Origin of the sequence: Pseudomonas sp. NPDC098747 (assembly GCF_044760045.1) — a bacterium.
Taxonomy (GTDB): Bacteria; Pseudomonadota; Gammaproteobacteria; order Pseudomonadales; family Pseudomonadaceae; genus Aquipseudomonas.
Window position 1 is genome coordinate 43,201 of sequence record NZ_JBIWAL010000030.1, and the last position, 14,202, is coordinate 57,402.

Genomic DNA, 14,202 nt, shown 5'->3' on the forward strand with positions numbered 1-14,202 from the left:
GGCGTCCTTGCTCTGATCAGGGAGTGGGTTGAGCGGCTTCGGCACCGCGAATGACTTCCACGGCAGGTTTTCGCGCAACCGTTTGGCCCGCCACCGCGAGTGGCCTGGGCGCGGGTGTCAGGGACAATTGACTGAATTCAAGCAAGCCCCGGCGCGGTGTATCGAGCCGGGTCGCCACATCGTTTTCGCCGGCCCAGTATTTCGCCAGTTGCTGTTCATCGGCGCTGCGCACCGCGAGGCGCAAGACACCGGCGCCCGACGCCAGCATCAAACGGCTGAGCAACGGTTCCGGCACGGCGAGCACCACGCTGCGCGCGGCCATACGTTGTTGTTCCTGTTTCAGTCGTTCTTCGTCGGTGCGCGCGGGGCTGGCGGGTTGACCCTCGTTGGTCAGGCCCATCTGACTGCCGACGACCAGCACGCGCACCGCTGGCACCACCAGTTGCGCCGACGCCTGCGAGTGGTTTTCGTCCTTGCGCAGAAACAGCAGCACATCGACGTAATCACCGGGCGCCAATTGCCCACCGGCGTTAATCACTTCATCCACCGCCACGGCCAATGCGCGTTCACCGGGGCGGATCATTCGTGCCAGTTGACTGCCCGCTTCGAAGCTTTCTTCAGTCAACCAAGTGCCAGCGCTCAGGGGGCGCCACGGCGTGCGGCCAACAACTTGCTCAACAGTGCCAAGGCTGCCGGCGGGGGCAGTGCGCAGTTTTTCCACTGCGACGTCGGCGGCGGTGATTTTCACGAACGGCGCGATATCGCGTAGCAGCACCACCACGGGTTGGCGGGTCGGGTCTTCAACCGCTGGCGCTGGCGCGGCGTTCGGTGATACGACAGCGACAGCAGCGGGCGCTGCGACCGGTTCGACGGCCGGTTGACGGCTTAAAGTCAGCCCCCAGTATCCGGCGATGATGGCACCCAGCAGAAGCAATCCGGCCAGACCCAAAGTGACACGACTGTTCATGACGGCTCTCCCTTTCCTGCTGCGTTGTGTCTTTTGCAATGACCCGTGACTTCCATCGAGACAAATTCGCGTTCAGGCAGCTATGAACAAGTAACTATTTCGCTATTTGACGGTAGCGCAGCGCGAACAAAACGCCATTAAACACACTCAAATATCCGCGAAAATCAGAGGGCTAAAGCGCCAAACGTCGTTTTGTGCCGTAAAACGGCGCACTACTACTAAAGCGTTAATTCGTTCTTACAGTTGTTGGGGCGGGAAATGCCGACAATGCTGATGCTGGCACAGGGAAATCATGTTGCGAACGCGCAACACCTGGCGTGCTCAAGGAGAATCTTCATGTCGTATTCCCGCGCTGTTGCAAAAATCAAATCGCAGATCACTTTCTTCAAAGGCCTGGCCAAAGACACCGAGGGTGCCTCGGCCATCGAATATGCGCTGGTGGTTGGTCTGGTGGCGCTGGTGATTGCTGCGTTCGGTGGCGGTATCGGCACTCAGGTGACCGCGATCCTGAACGCGATCCAGACTGCGTTGACCCCAACCCCTTGATCGAACCGATAACTTGTCAATGCGGCCATTGGGTTCTACCGTCAGCACTCAGTCCATTGCAGGTGTTGCCTATGAACTCTTCACACACTCCACGCCAGCAGTTGCTCCTCGTCGACGATGAAGAGGACGCACTGCTGGAGCTTGCGGAGTTGCTGGAGGGCGAAGGCTTCACCTGTCATACCGCAACGTCGGTGAAACTCGCCCTGCACCACCTCACCTGCCATCCCGATATCGCACTGGTGATCACTGATCTGCGCATGCCGGAAGAAAGCGGAATGTCGCTGATCAAGCGACTGCGTGAACACACCTCGCGTCAGCATTTGCCGGTGATCGTCACGTCCGGGCATGCGGACATGGAGGATGTCAGCGACATGCTGCGCTTACAGGTGCTGGATCTGTTCCGTAAACCGATTTATCACGTGCGCCTGTTGGAAACCCTCGACAACCTGTTTCCCAAGTCCAAGGCTTCTATCGGTTGAGTTGTTGGCGGAAAAGGTGTGTGACCCCGCGCATTGGCAGGGTCGGCAGAGGTCAGTGCGCGGTCACGCGTTGACGTCCCGAGTTGCTCGGTGACAACGCCAAAGCCAACTGGGTGCGGTTGTGCATATGCGTCAGGCGCAGCACTTGCGAGACGTAGAGTTTTACCGTGTTCTCGGTAATCCCCAACTCACACGCGATCTGATAGTTGGTCTGGCCTTTGCCTACCAACCGCGCAACATCGAGCTGACGTGGCGACAGCTGATTGAAAATCGCCGGTATTTCCAGCCCTTCCACATCACCCGACGCTTCGTTACTCACAGGCCCAGGGCCGCGGCGGACTTTGTCGAGGTCCTGGTAAAGGTCGTCGATCGACTCGGAAAGGTATTGCAGCTTCTGATTCAGATGGCCCAACTGTAAGGTTTTCTGCCGCTCTTGCAGTGCAACTTCCTGGCGTTGCAGACCTTCGAGCAGTTCGTCCAGATCAATCGGTTTCTGGTAGTAGTCGGCAATCCCGGCGCGCAGTGCCTTGATCACGTCCTGCTTGTCGGCACGACCGGTAAGCATGATGGCTTCGAAAGCTCGATGCTTGCCCGACAACCGTTGCAGCTCCTGCACCAGTTCAATGCCGTCCATGTCCGGCATATGCAGGTCGCACAACACCAGGCCGATGGCAGGGTCTTCAATGAACTGCTCAATCGCCTGCCTGCTCGATTCGCAAGGCACACAACGGTAGCCGCTGCTCTCGAGGAACTCGCAGAGTTCTTCGACAATCAGCGGTTGATCGTCGACCACCAGAACCTTTATTGCAGACGTAAGCTTGTTCACTCGCCACTCCATGCCCAGGCCAAAGGCTGACCGTTCCTGTACTTACAGCGCAATGCTGTACAGCGTTGATTTGAAAGTAGACGCACTTTCTGACTATGTACATAGCAGTAGTGGCAAGCGGCGACTAATGGATCCAGAGCAACGTCAGGATTGTTCCTGCCAACACGAACGGTGCAAATGGCAGCTTTTTTGACATTTCAGGGCTCATATATCGAAGATGATCTCTAAGCCCTTGACTCATATGCAGCCAGAGTTTTGGCACCAGCAGTATCCACAGGGCACTTGTCAGCGCCGCACCGATAAACGCGCCGAGCAAGTGTGCACCGTCTGTCGCAAGGGCCAAGGCTGTCATTAGTTTCACATCGCCTGCGCCAAAACGTTTCAAGATATAACCGGGGAGAGTGAGCGCCAGCGCCAGCAATACCGACCAGCCACCCTGCGACGCTTCGGCACCGAGCCAAGTGTGGCCGGTCACCAGCAAGTACCCCGCAGCGAGGCTGCCGACACCCAGGGTCAGGACGTTGCCAATATGCCGTTGCCGGGCGTCCTGCGCCGCGCATAGCGCCAGCCAGATCAGTAGAACAAAGCTGTGCATGCGGTAAAAAACGTCCGTTTTGGCCGAATGATTCTATGCTGATACTACGTAGTGAATGTCAGGGTAGACGCAGTCATGAAATCCGGCCTCCCCCGTAAGCAGAAAGGCGCCGTTGCCATCGAATTCGCCTTGGTCTTCATCATCTTTTTTGCTGTGTTTTATGGCCTGGTCAGCTACAGCTTGCCGCTGTTGCTGATGCAGTCGTTCAACGAGTCGACGGCCGAGGCTGTGCGGCGCAGCGTGGCGCTTGATCCGGCCACTGCCAATTACCCCACGGTTGTCACCACCACCGCCAGAACCGAACTAGCCCGACAGTTGGCCTGGCTACCCGGCGCCTTGAACTTCAACGCCACCTCAGACAGCACCATCACTTATGTCGGTGGCGTGCTGACTGTGACCATCAACTATCCCACCAGCAAATTGAATCAGGCGCTGCCGTTTCTGGTGCTGCCGGGGATCGGTTCGGTCCCGCGCCTGCCAGCGACACTGAGCGCCTCGTCGAGCCTGCAATTTTGAGTACTGGTGACAAGCTGTTCGCCCGCCTGCTCAATCGACAACCCGGCCCCCCTCAGTCTCTGGACATTGCAGTGGTGCCAAGCGTCGGCTTGCAGCTGTATCTGGATGACGAGGGCCACGTCAATCATTTGAGCGGGCCGTTGCGCCATCTGCTCGCGCAACAAAGGCCCAGCAGCCATACCGCGCCACTGCTGGAATATTTACTGCCGCACAGCAGCCTTGCGGTGGAGGGGCGACCGGCCGACTGGCAAGGACAACTGCTCGACCTGGATTTTTTCAGCCTCGCTGGCCCGCCGTTGCATTTGCGCGGCTGGGTACAGGCGCAAGGTGACGGCTGGCTTCTGCAATTGCTGGACATCGCAGATCTGCTCAGCGAACGGCAACAGGCGCGCAGCCGTGAACAGTGCCAATGGCTGGCCACACAGATTCGCGATCAATTACGCATGGGCAGCCTCGCCCGCCTTCCGCAGGTGCTGAGCGAGCAGTTGCAACGCTTGGGTCAGCACTTGCACATTCCCAGCCTGGCGGTGGCCCTGCTCGATGAGCAGGGCCAAGGCTGGCTGATTCATCAGCACTATGCGGCGCCCAATGCTCCGCAGGTGTGGCGTGATCAGCAGCGCCTAGGCACTGGCCTCGACAGCCTCAACGGCGCTTTGCCGCAACGTTTGCTGGCGAGCGAGCAGCCGCGCTTGAGTGCGCTGCTCGGCCCGAACGAAGGTTTTGCCGTGCCCTACCGCGACGCTCAGGGCGTGGCCGCGTGGCTGTTGTTCGCAAGCTATAACGCGCCGCAACAGGCGCCCGACCTCACTGATCACGACTGGCTGCTGTTGGCCGCCGCCGTGGCCGCGCCGTTGCTGGAGCGTCTTCGCGAGCATCGCCATCATCAACAACTGGAACGTCTGGAAATCCTCCAGGCGCTGCTCGGCACTGGTTGGTGGGAAGTCAGCAGCGCCAGCGCCGAAGTGCAACTGGCGCCAGCACTGGCGGCGAACCTCGGCTTGCAGGCCGAGCGGATCTCGATTGAGGACTGGTTCAGCCACGTGCATCCCGCCGACCGCGATGAGCTGCGCAGCCATTTGCAAGCCCTGCAGGATGACGGCACGCCGCTGGAATTGTGCGTGCGCCTGCAAACAAGCGATCAATCGTTACCGCTGTGGTATCGCCTGCAAGGCCGGTCGCTGGGCATCGGCGCCGAGCGCCGGCTGGTAGGGTTCATGCTCGACATCAGCGACATCAAGAATCAACAGCAGCAGGCCGCCGCCGCCCATGCGCGACTGGACAACCTGATCGCCAGTTCACCCGCGGTGATCTACGTGCAGCGCTACGTCGAAGGGGCGCTGCAACCGACGTTTTTCAGCGCCAGCCTGCAACCCTTGCTCGGTTGGAATCTGGCTGACTGCGCCGACGGTCGACTGGTGGAGCACGTCCATCCCGAAGACCGTTCGCGTTATTTCGAGCGCACTCGCCAGCTGTTGCGCGAGGGCTCGGTGAGCGCTCGTTATCGGGTGCTCGACCGTCAGGGCCAGGCGCACTGGCTGCTCGATGAAGCCAAACTGCTGCGCGACGATCTCGGTCTGCCCGTTGAAGCGGTGGGCCTGTGGCTGGACGTCACCGAAGCGACCCTCGCCGCCGAGCAGGTCAAGGCCAGCGAAGAGCGTTACCGGATTCTGGTCGAAGATTCGCCCGCGATGATTTGCCGCTACCGCCCGGACCTGACGCTGACTTTCGGCAACCGGCCGTTGGCGACTTATCTGGAGTGCGCGCCAGAGCAATTGCCCGGGGTGAATCTGGGCAGTTGGATGTCCGACGAACAACGCCAAGCCTTTGTTCAGCGCCTGGCGCAATTGACCCCGGAACTGCCGGTGAGCACCGCCGAAATCAATCTGCGCCTGCCCGGTCGCGAGCATGCGTGGTGGGTCTGGTCGGATCGTGGCGTGTTCGATGAACTCGGGCAACTGGTCGAGGTGCAGGCAGTCGGCCGCGACAACACCGAGGTGCGTCGCTCGCAGCAGCAGCTCACACAAAGCGCAAAAATGGCCACCCTCGGCGAAATGGCCACCGGCCTGGCCCACGAAATCAATCAGCCGCTGAACGTGATGCGCATGGCCATCGTCAATGTGCTCAAGCGCTTGAGCAACGGCGATGTGCAGATCGACTATCTGACCGACAAGCTCAATCGCATCGACGCTCAGGTGCAACGCGCAGCGCGAGTAGTGGATCACATGCGCGTATTCGGACGCCGCTCGGAAATCGAACAACACCCCTTCAACCCCCTCGACGCCATTGAAGGCACGCTGGCGCTTTTGTCGGAAGGCCTGCGCGGCAAAGGCGTCGAGTTGCGTATCGAGGAGGCTGGCTTCCAGGTCGAGGTGCGCGGTTACGTCGATCAGCTTGAGCAAGTGCTGATCAACCTGATGGTCAATGCCCGCGACGCCCTGCTCGGCAAGCGTGAAGCCAATCGCGACTTCCAGCCGTGGATCGCCGTGTATGCCGAGTGCGACGAGTATGTCGTGCGGCTGTGGGTCGAGGACAACGGCGGCGGCATAGATCCGCGCCTGCTGGAACGTATTTTCGAACCGTTTTTCACCACCAAACCGGTCGGTGTTGGCACCGGTCTGGGCTTGTCGGTGAGTTACGGCATCATCGAGAACATGGGCGGACGCCTGAGCGTGCGCAATGGTGAACAAGGTGCGCGTTTCTGTATCGAATTGCCGATTGCGCGCGGCGATTAAATCACCAGATAGGCTCTGCCAGTCTGCCCGCAGGTCATGTTGGCGCCGACGTCGACGGCCATCAGGTTGATGCCCAGACTGTTGAGCAGGTTGTTGAGCAGTGGGTCGAGCAATGGCGAGATCAACCCGGTCACCACGGGCAACAGGCGATTGGTGACATCGCTGATCAAAGACGCCACACCCGTTACGATGGCGCCTAGCGGATTGCTACCTATCGGTCTGTAGACGATCAGGTTGATACCCGCCAAGGTACTCGACAAGCTTGTGACAATATTGGTGGTCGGTGCCGCTGACTGAATGCTCGGCGGCAATTTGAGGTTGGCCGGGGTGGCGAACGGCGTGCTACTGGACAACAGCAGATCCTGCGTGTTTTGCGCAACGCTGGTATCAAGCTTGATCCCGATTCCTCCGGCGCCGTATTGCACTCGGGTTGCGGGATTGCACGTGCCGATACCAAGAATCTTGTGACACGTAACAATGCCAAGATCAATCAGGGGCAGCGGCGTGACCGTCGGCTCGGCGACCGACGAGAAAGCGTTGGTCGGGTCGATTTTGCCGAGTTTGAGATCGGCGATAGACGTAATGGTGTGGGCGGTCAGGCTTTTCGTACCCGTGCTGCCGGTCGGGCAACTGTAATCGGTGACATAACTCTTCGCGCCGCCGGCATCGAGTGCAATATCGATTTGCGGGGACGGCAGTAATTTCGGATCAAGCTGTTCGCAACCAGCGCCCAGCAAACAAAACACGGAGTTGAGCGTCTCCACCAGATTCAGGCTCAACAGCGCATTCAGGGTCGGGGTCAATGTGCCCACCAATCCCAACACCGCATTGGTCAGCCCTGTCACCCCGGACAGCACCGGCAAATTGACTGACAACATCGTGCGAATCTGCGCCGTACGCACAAAAATCCGGTCCGGCCCCAGCGGGTTGGCCTTGGCTCGTGCCGGGTCGCCGATCGCCGAGAATTGCGGTGGCTCGATCACTTTCACCCGCACCGTAACGTTCGCCAACCCCAGCACATTGATCGGCAACGTCGCCGCTACCGCGCTCTTGCTGTTGGCCAGTTGCACCACGCCCTGAATCAGTTGCAGCAGTTGCAGATTGGCATCCAGCCCAGCCGCTTTGGTGCCGGTCTGCAATTGCAGAATCTCGCCAAGTTTGACCGGCGCCGCGTTGATTGCTGCCACTTGCAGTGCACCGAGCGCGGTGATTACTTCGGCGGTCGCGCCATTGAGTTGCGCCACTGTCGCGGCGGCTTGAATCAGTTGCGTGACCGAGGCTTGAGTGTTGAGCAATTGGGTGTAGTTACCGGCCGCGACATTCAGATTAATCGCCAGTTGATCGAGGTATTTGAGCAGGTTGATATCAGTTTTCAGCAGGCCATCCCAGCCCAGCGCAGTGAGATTGACGTTGCCACCAAGCAGCCCGGAAAACAGCGGATTGAGGATGTTCGACTGAGCGGTATCTATGCTTGCCAAGGTGCTGCGAATGTTCAGTTGGGCGACCGGGGGCTGCGGTTTTGCGGCTACGGCGGAAGCATTCAACGTGGTGTTCCGGCTGACCGATGCCCCCGAGAACAACGCGTACACACCACTGGAGAAACTGGTGGTCACCGTGCGACTGGCCGCGACTTTGACCGCTGCCGACTGAGTCGCATCAGCGGTGAACGTGCGCATCCCGTCGGCGCCGGTCAGCAAAGTGCCACAGCTGGTCGCAAGGGTATTGGTGGTATCGACGGAGTATCCATTGCGCACGGCGCTTTGCCCGGCGTAAGTGGCCGCCGTCAGCCCGGACAGGCAATGGCCACCGCGACTGACCGCCTCCAGGGCGGCGTTATCCACCACGCGCTGCAGTTTGCGCTGCTCCATGTACAAGCGGCCGGTATCGACCACCAGCAACATCATCAACACCGCAAGACCGAGGGTCAGCGCTGCCGTCAAGCCGATCGCCCCGCGTTGCTGGGCCGGACCGTTGAATTGCGAACGAGACGACATGGCGCACTCCTTTGCCGGCGCACTGCCGAGCGCTACCTCCATTGGTGGATTTGAGTGTAGACGGGGCTGGGCGAGACCGCTGGCAACAAGCCAGTTCTGTCACCACAAAACACTGTGGGAGCGAGCTTGCTCGCGAAGGCGTCTTGTCAGTAAAACTGATCTTGAATGACACACCGCTTTCGCGAGCAAGCTCGCTCCCACAGCGGATTTGGGGTGGGGCAAAAAAATGGGAGCTCAGTGGCTCCCATACTTGGCAGATTTTAGCGAGGTGGATAGTTGGCGAGGATGCGCGCCACAGTCTCGCGAATGGCGCTACTGCGATCCTCTGGATTCGGCCTGCTGGCGAGCATCTGCTCATCACTGCCGCGCCACACCAGTTTGCCGTCCTTGCCATCGAGCAGGTCGACCTGGAGGGTCGCGACCTTGTAGGTGATGTTGCGGGTTTCGTTGTACATCGGCGCCCCCCAGTAACCATTCCATGGGCCACCCCAACCGCCGCCGTAATTGGTCGTCACTTGCTGCTGGCGATCCTCGACAATCAAGTAAGTCTGCACGTTCAGGTCACCTTTCGCGCCAGCCGCAGCGGGACGCAAGCCGCGTTGATCGAGCTGATCGGTCACGGCCTGGCGAATCCTTTGTTCGGTCAGGTCGCTCTTGATCCGTGGATCATCCGGGCGATATTGCAGGGCGGGATCTTTCCAGCTCCAGCTGCGATAGGCAGCAAAGTCGCGGCTGGCATCGAAGTCATGATTGACCTGGTTGGAGGCGCAGGCGCTGAGCAGCGCGGCCATGGCCAGTAAAGCGAGACGGCGGAACATGGGTTTTCTCCACTCGTAGGCAGGAAGCTAACTCGGAGGATACGCCGACATGGCCTTTTCCACAGCCTCGCGAATCGCATCGGTGCGATCGATCTGGCTGCCCTTGTTGGCGGTTTCGGCGCTGGCGCTCCACACCGGTTGACCGGTCCCGGCGTCGAACAGATCGACCTGCACCACCACGACATGTTCCTGATAGGTACGGACGATCGGTACCGTGTTGTACATGCCGTAACCGCGTCCATAACGATCATAGCTGCCATATCCGCCGGAATAGCCGTAATCGTCCCGCTCCTGACGCAAGCGGGTTTCCAGACGCAGGTCGGCGGTGACGAACAGGTCAGCCGGGCGATTGTCGTGCAACGGCCGTAACCCACGCTGATCCAGCGCGTTGCTGACCGCTTCGGCCACTTGTGCCGAATCCGCCCACGCCGTGCCCGGCGGCAGTTGCCCGTTGAGCCAGGCCCAACTGCGATAGCGCCCATAATCACGCGGTGGTGCAGGATAGGCACTGCGGTCAAAGGTGTTGGCAGCTTGCGGTGGCGCCGGCGGCAAGGGCCGTGACTGCGCCACATACGGGTTGCTGCCCTGGCAGGCAGCCAACCCCAGACAGATCAGCAATAACCCGGATTGAGCTTTCATGTCGCGCTCCGATCAGATCGGCCGGCAGATCCAGTGCAAGTAACGCCCAAGCCCGGCGAAGCTTGGGTGACGACGGTGGGCGAGCTCCATCTCGAGTAAATCCCCGAGTTCGACACGGGCCTGGAATTCCACCGGCATGTAGTCGTGGAAAACCCGCACTCCGCTTTGGCTTTCGACCTGCCACAAGCCTTCGAGTTGCGTTGCTAGTTCGCGCGGGTCTAGGGGCTGCTGCGGGGTCAGGCTCTGCTTTTCGCCGGCCATGACGTTCTTGCGCATCTTCTTGAAATGGCCCTTGAGCAAATTTCGGTAAATCAGCGCATCGCGGTTGTAGAACGCCAGCGACAACCAGCCGCCGGGCTTGGTCAGCTGGTGCAGCACCGGCAAAATCGCGTGGGGCTCGGCCAGCCATTCAAGCACGGCGTGGCAGATCACCAGATCGTACGGTTCGGTAAGCTGGCCGAGCAGTTCCTGCCACGGCGCCTGAATAAATGTCGCGGTTTGCCCCGCTTCGGCGAAACGCTGGCGAGCGCCTTCGAGCATCGGCTCGGCTGGCTCGGTAAACGTCACGTCGTGCCCGCGTTCGGCCAGCCACAGCGACATATGGCCCAGACCACCACCGATATCCAACACGCGTAGCGGGCGATCCGGCAGCGCTTCGGCAAGATCAGCCTGCAACACTGCGAGGCGAATGGCCCCTTTGGCACCGCCATAGATTTTTTCGGCGAAACGCGTCGCCAACTGATCGAAATGCCGGTCGCTCATCAGCTGAACCGCCGTTCGCTGTCGGCGAGTTTGCTGCGCACCACTTCATTCATGTCCAACCCCAACTCGCTGCACAGCAGCAACAGATACAACACGATGTCGCCGACTTCCTGCCCCGCGTGCGCGAGTTTGTCCGCCGACAACTGGCGCGACTGGTCTTCCGTCAGCCACTGGAAGATCTCCACCAGTTCGGACATCTCGACGCTGGCGGCCATAGCAAGGTTTTTCGGGCTGTGAAATTGCCGCCAGTCATTGCGATCTCGAATGGCGTGCAGGCGTTCGGTCAGTTCAACAAGGTTCATCGGGTTCTCCTGAAGGCGTATAGCTTCGGGCGGAAGTCCGGCGAAGGCAAGGGTCACAGGTGATCTATTGTGGGAGCGAGCTTGCTCGCGAAGGCGGTTAATAAGATAAATGATGGGCTGAATGACACACCGCATTCGTCGGATCGCCGCCCGGAGCAAGCTCGCTCCCACAGGGATTGAGTAAACCTTCTATGATGCAGGGAACTCGGCCACCTGCGTTGTGGCCCAAGGCTCAGCTCTTTCATCAGGATGCACACATGCAGGTAGAAAGCTTTTTCGAATGGCTCGGCCAGGCACTCGGTTCGATCATCCGCTTTATCGTCGATGGCCTCAGTGGTTTGTTCAACATACTGAGCAACGCTGGTGGCAACTTTGTCGACGGCCTGGCCAAGACGCTGGGGATGGACACTTCGATCATCAGCATCATCGCCCTGATCCTCGGATTGATGCTGTTGTGGTCTGCGATTCGCGCGTTCATGAATGCGTCGATCATTGCCGGGATTATCTGGTTGTTGCTGGGGTTGTGGTTGTTGAGCTGGATTATTCATTAGACCTCTAGAAGCCCCTCACCCTAGCCCTCTCCCAGAGGGAGAGGGGACTGACCGTGGTGTTCTCTGGCTATACGCCGACGTGAAATACCGAGCCGAACTCAGGTTTGAAAAGCATAAAAATCAGCTCCCTTTCCCCCTCGCCCCCCTGGGGGAGAGGGCTGGGGTGAGGGGGTTGGCTCTTACAGTCGCAGCAAATCCGCAGTGAGTCGCTACAATGCCCGCTCCCCCAAGGAGCCCGCATGTCCAACCTGATTGCCGACTGGCGCGACCGCCCGACTCACCGCAAGGTCTGGGTGCTGGCTGCGCCCATGATCCTTTCCAATATTTCCGTGCCGCTGGTGGCGCTGGTCGACAGCACTGTCATCGGCCACTTACCCCACGCCCATCAACTGGGCGCGGTGGCGGTCGGCTCCAGCCTGTATACCTTTCTCGCCTGGGCCATGGGCTTCCTGCGCATGGGTACCACCGGGTTCGCCGCGCAAGCGGCCGGGCGCAGTGATGGCGCGGCGTTGCGGCAAATCCTGTTGCAAGGCTTGCTGCTGGCAATGGGATTGGCGCTGGTACTCGGCACCCTGGGTGTTCCGCTGAGCGGCGTCGCGTTGCACTTCATGCAGCCGTCAGCGGAGCTTGATCAGCTCACTCGCGAGTTCTTCCACACCCGATTGTTCGGCCTGCCCGCCGCGCTGGCCAGTTATGCGCTGGTCGGCTGGTTCCTTGGCACCCAAAACGCGCGGGCGCCGTTGGCGATTCTGCTGACGACCAATCTGATCAATATTGCCCTCAATCTGTGGTTTGTCATCGGCCTGGACTGGGGCGTGGTCGGCTCGGCCCGCGCCTCGGTGATCGCCGAATGGTGCGGCGCCCTGGTCGGCTTGCTACTCACTCGCAAGGCATTGCGCGCCTATCCCGGCCATATCGCCTGGGCCGCGCTGAAGGTATGGCAGAGCTGGCGACCGCTGCTGGCGGTCAACCGCGATATCTTCATCCGCAGCCTGGCGCTGCAATCGGTGTTTTTTCTGATCACGGTGCAAGGTGCACGCCTCGGTGATGCAACGGTCGCCGCCAACGCGCTGCTACTCAATGGTTTGTTGCTGACCGCTCATGCTCTGGATGGTCTGGCGCACGCGGTCGAAGCCCTTTGCGGACACGCCATCGGTGCCCGTGATCGCCTCGCTTTGCGCCGTTCACTGGTGGTCGCCGGTGGCTGGTCGCTGATCGCCAGCCTCGGCTTTGCCCTGCTGTTTCTCCTGGCCGGGCATTTGTTCATCGAGATGCAAACCGACATCCAGAACGTGCGCGACACCGCGTTCGTGTACCTGCCCTACCTCGCCATGCTGCCATTGGTTGCGGTGTGGAGTTACCTGCTCGACGGTCTGTTCATCGGCGCCACCCGCGCCCGGGAAATGCGTAACGGCATGCTCATGACCGTGGTTTTACTCCTGCCATTTGCCTGGGCACTGCAAGGCTTAGGCAATCACGGTCTGTGGATAACGTTCCTGTTGTTCATGGTGTTGCGCAGCCTGACGCTCGGTGCACAAGCCTGGTGGCTGAAGCGCAACGACGGCTGGTTCAACGGCGCCGCTCACTGAACCGGCGTGTGTTTGATGAAGCCGACCACTTGATCGAGCACCGGCGCCAGTCCACGTAATGGTCGCGACAGCGTCGCCACCAGCGTTATGTGATTGGGCCGCGAATAGTAGAGATCCTGCGTTGGCACCCCGACCGCGCGCAGCTTGTGCGCCAGGCCGCCGGTGTTGCGCGTCGGGTTGACCAGGTCATCTTCGCTCGCAGCGATCAGCAGCGCGGGTGGCGCGCTGCGACTGACATGATTGATCGGCTGCGATTGCGGCGGCGAGTCAGGCCAGAAAAACACCGGGCGCACAGCGGGATTCTTGATCGGTAGAAAGTCGTAAGGCCCGGCCAGACCGATCCAGCCGCGCAGATCCGTGGGGGACATGCCCACCGCCTCGAGCAGATCGCCGTCCAACGCCAGCATCGCCGCGTTGTAGCCACCCGAGCTGTGCCCCATCAGGTACAAACGCTGTGGATTGCCGGAAAACTCGCGGATGTGCGCTTTGGTCCACGCTACCGCCCGCGCAGCGTCCTCCAGAAACAGCGGATAACGCACCTGCGGATACAGTCGATAATCCGCCACAACCGCGACAATCCCCCGCGACGCCAATGCCTCGCCAACAAAGTTGTAGTCCTCGCGTGCACCGCTGTTCCAGCTGCCACCGTAGAAAAACACCACGACGGGCGCATCCGGCAATGGGTGACGCGGCACGTACACATCAAGCTTCTGCCGGGGGTCGTCGCCATAAACAATGCCCACGGTTTTGTCGTAGGTGTTGTCCGGCGTCAGCGCATTGAGCAGCTTGATCGGCGAACACGCACTCAGCGCCAACAGCAACAAACCACCGAGCATCGCACCGAACCCTTGCCGGAAAAAACCTGCCATACGCGCCGAACCTCACG

The 14,202-nt window shown here is 60.2% G+C and carries 15 protein-coding genes; 6 read left to right on the forward strand and 9 right to left on the reverse strand.

Going from position 1 to position 14,202, the window contains the following annotated elements; translation table 11 throughout:
* Positions 1-16 precede the first annotated feature (16 nt).
* The gene (cpaB, locus tag ACIQVE_RS18440; RefSeq protein ID WP_402810769.1) at positions 17-967 is read right to left on the reverse strand and encodes a Flp pilus assembly protein CpaB; all 951 of its coding nucleotides are present in this window, start codon (positions 965-967) and stop codon (positions 17-19) included.
* 336 nt (positions 968-1,303) lie between these two features.
* Between cpaB and ACIQVE_RS18445 the strand changes: the two genes are divergently transcribed.
* Positions 1,304-1,513: a Flp family type IVb pilin gene (locus ACIQVE_RS18445; protein WP_402810771.1), complete on the forward strand. Its 210-nt coding sequence runs from the start codon at positions 1,304-1,306 to the stop codon at positions 1,511-1,513.
* A gap of 71 nt (positions 1,514-1,584) precedes the next feature.
* Positions 1,585-1,992, forward strand: a complete 408-nt coding sequence (locus ACIQVE_RS18450) for a response regulator (RefSeq protein WP_402810773.1) — start codon at positions 1,585-1,587, stop codon at positions 1,990-1,992.
* A gap of 52 nt (positions 1,993-2,044) precedes the next feature.
* Here the strand turns inward: ACIQVE_RS18450 and ACIQVE_RS18455 are convergent, their stop codons facing one another.
* Together ACIQVE_RS18455 and ACIQVE_RS18460 are read right to left on the reverse strand one after the other, a co-directional pair.
* A complete protein-coding gene (locus tag ACIQVE_RS18455) occupies positions 2,045-2,818 on the reverse strand; it encodes a response regulator transcription factor (protein ID WP_402810775.1) in 774 nt (257 codons plus the stop codon).
* A 124-nt stretch (positions 2,819-2,942) separates the two neighbouring features.
* A complete protein-coding gene (locus ACIQVE_RS18460; RefSeq protein WP_402810777.1) occupies positions 2,943-3,413 on the reverse strand; it encodes a prepilin peptidase in 471 nt (156 codons plus the stop codon).
* Positions 3,414-3,488: 75 nt separating this feature from the next.
* Here ACIQVE_RS18460 and ACIQVE_RS18465 point away from each other — a divergent pair, with 75 nt between their 5' ends.
* Both ACIQVE_RS18465 and ACIQVE_RS18470 read left to right on the forward strand, forming a co-directional pair.
* Positions 3,489-3,929 carry a TadE/TadG family type IV pilus assembly protein gene (locus ACIQVE_RS18465; RefSeq protein WP_402810779.1) on the forward strand — a complete coding sequence of 147 codons (441 nt, stop codon included), beginning with the start codon at positions 3,489-3,491 and terminating at the stop codon, positions 3,927-3,929.
* Complete coding sequence (locus ACIQVE_RS18470) at positions 3,926-6,661, forward strand: PAS domain-containing protein (protein ID WP_402810780.1); 2,736 nt, start codon at positions 3,926-3,928, stop codon at positions 6,659-6,661. Before ACIQVE_RS18465 ends, ACIQVE_RS18470 begins: the two co-directional genes overlap by 4 nt.
* On the opposite strand, the gene ACIQVE_RS18475 is transcribed toward ACIQVE_RS18470, so the two are convergent.
* The 5 genes from ACIQVE_RS18475 to ACIQVE_RS18495 all read right to left on the reverse strand — a co-directional run bounded on the left by ACIQVE_RS18475 (position 6,658) and on the right by ACIQVE_RS18495 (position 11,176).
* Positions 6,658-8,655, reverse strand: coding sequence for a pilus assembly protein TadG-related protein (locus ACIQVE_RS18475; protein WP_402810782.1), 1,998 nt, complete (start codon positions 8,653-8,655; stop codon positions 6,658-6,660). The two genes, ACIQVE_RS18470 and ACIQVE_RS18475, sit on opposite strands and share 4 nt — an antisense overlap.
* A 260-nt stretch (positions 8,656-8,915) precedes the next feature.
* The gene (locus tag ACIQVE_RS18480) at positions 8,916-9,473 is read right to left on the reverse strand and encodes a DUF4136 domain-containing protein (protein WP_402810783.1); all 558 of its coding nucleotides are present in this window, start codon (positions 9,471-9,473) and stop codon (positions 8,916-8,918) included.
* 27 nt (positions 9,474-9,500) lie between these two features.
* A complete protein-coding gene (locus tag ACIQVE_RS18485) occupies positions 9,501-10,112 on the reverse strand; it encodes a DUF4136 domain-containing protein (protein WP_402810785.1) in 612 nt (203 codons plus the stop codon).
* A gap of 12 nt (positions 10,113-10,124) precedes the next feature.
* Positions 10,125-10,874 carry a methyltransferase gene (locus ACIQVE_RS18490; protein WP_402810786.1) on the reverse strand — a complete coding sequence of 250 codons (750 nt, stop codon included), beginning with the start codon at positions 10,872-10,874 and terminating at the stop codon, positions 10,125-10,127.
* Complete coding sequence (locus tag ACIQVE_RS18495; protein ID WP_223449972.1) at positions 10,874-11,176, reverse strand: MazG-like family protein; 303 nt, start codon at positions 11,174-11,176, stop codon at positions 10,874-10,876. Before ACIQVE_RS18495 ends, ACIQVE_RS18490 begins: the two co-directional genes overlap by 1 nt.
* A gap of 257 nt (positions 11,177-11,433) precedes the next feature.
* Here ACIQVE_RS18495 and ACIQVE_RS18500 point away from each other — a divergent pair, with 257 nt between their 5' ends.
* Together ACIQVE_RS18500 and ACIQVE_RS18505 are read left to right on the forward strand one after the other, a co-directional pair.
* Complete coding sequence (locus ACIQVE_RS18500) at positions 11,434-11,727, forward strand: hypothetical protein (RefSeq protein WP_402810788.1); 294 nt, start codon at positions 11,434-11,436, stop codon at positions 11,725-11,727.
* A gap of 239 nt (positions 11,728-11,966) precedes the next feature.
* The gene (locus tag ACIQVE_RS18505; RefSeq protein WP_402810790.1) at positions 11,967-13,316 is read left to right on the forward strand and encodes an MATE family efflux transporter; all 1,350 of its coding nucleotides are present in this window, start codon (positions 11,967-11,969) and stop codon (positions 13,314-13,316) included.
* Here ACIQVE_RS18505 and ACIQVE_RS18510 read toward each other — a convergent pair.
* Entirely contained in the window at positions 13,310-14,185 is an 876-nt protein-coding gene (locus ACIQVE_RS18510) for an alpha/beta hydrolase (RefSeq protein WP_402810792.1), read from the reverse strand. The genes ACIQVE_RS18505 and ACIQVE_RS18510 overlap by 7 nt on opposite strands.
* Positions 14,186-14,202: the final 17 nt, after the last annotated feature.

What these genes read in the sequence shown, in the direction of transcription:
- ACIQVE_RS18465 (WP_402810779.1), top strand. Translation starts at nt 3,489, where the DNA reads ATGAAATCCGGCCTCCCCCGTAAGCAGAAAGGCGCCGTTGCCATCGAA.
- ACIQVE_RS18505 (WP_402810790.1), top strand. Translation starts at nt 11,967, where the DNA reads ATGTCCAACCTGATTGCCGACTGGCGCGACCGCCCGACTCACCGCAAG.
- ACIQVE_RS18510 (WP_402810792.1), bottom strand. Translation starts at nt 14,185, where the DNA reads ATGGCAGGTTTTTTCCGGCAAGGGTTCGGTGCGATGCTCGGTGGTTTG.
- ACIQVE_RS18500 (WP_402810788.1), top strand. Translation starts at nt 11,434, where the DNA reads ATGCAGGTAGAAAGCTTTTTCGAATGGCTCGGCCAGGCACTCGGTTCG.
- ACIQVE_RS18485 (WP_402810785.1), bottom strand. Translation starts at nt 10,112, where the DNA reads ATGAAAGCTCAATCCGGGTTATTGCTGATCTGTCTGGGGTTGGCTGCC.
- ACIQVE_RS18490 (WP_402810786.1), bottom strand. Translation starts at nt 10,874, where the DNA reads ATGAGCGACCGGCATTTCGATCAGTTGGCGACGCGTTTCGCCGAAAAA.
- ACIQVE_RS18450 (WP_402810773.1), top strand. Translation starts at nt 1,585, where the DNA reads ATGAACTCTTCACACACTCCACGCCAGCAGTTGCTCCTCGTCGACGAT.
- ACIQVE_RS18475 (WP_402810782.1), bottom strand. Translation starts at nt 8,655, where the DNA reads ATGTCGTCTCGTTCGCAATTCAACGGTCCGGCCCAGCAACGCGGGGCG.
- ACIQVE_RS18460 (WP_402810777.1), bottom strand. Translation starts at nt 3,413, where the DNA reads ATGCACAGCTTTGTTCTACTGATCTGGCTGGCGCTATGCGCGGCGCAG.
- ACIQVE_RS18445 (WP_402810771.1), top strand. Translation starts at nt 1,304, where the DNA reads ATGTCGTATTCCCGCGCTGTTGCAAAAATCAAATCGCAGATCACTTTC.
- cpaB (WP_402810769.1), bottom strand. Translation starts at nt 967, where the DNA reads ATGAACAGTCGTGTCACTTTGGGTCTGGCCGGATTGCTTCTGCTGGGT.
- ACIQVE_RS18480 (WP_402810783.1), bottom strand. Translation starts at nt 9,473, where the DNA reads ATGTTCCGCCGTCTCGCTTTACTGGCCATGGCCGCGCTGCTCAGCGCC.
- ACIQVE_RS18495 (WP_223449972.1), bottom strand. Translation starts at nt 11,176, where the DNA reads ATGAACCTTGTTGAACTGACCGAACGCCTGCACGCCATTCGAGATCGC.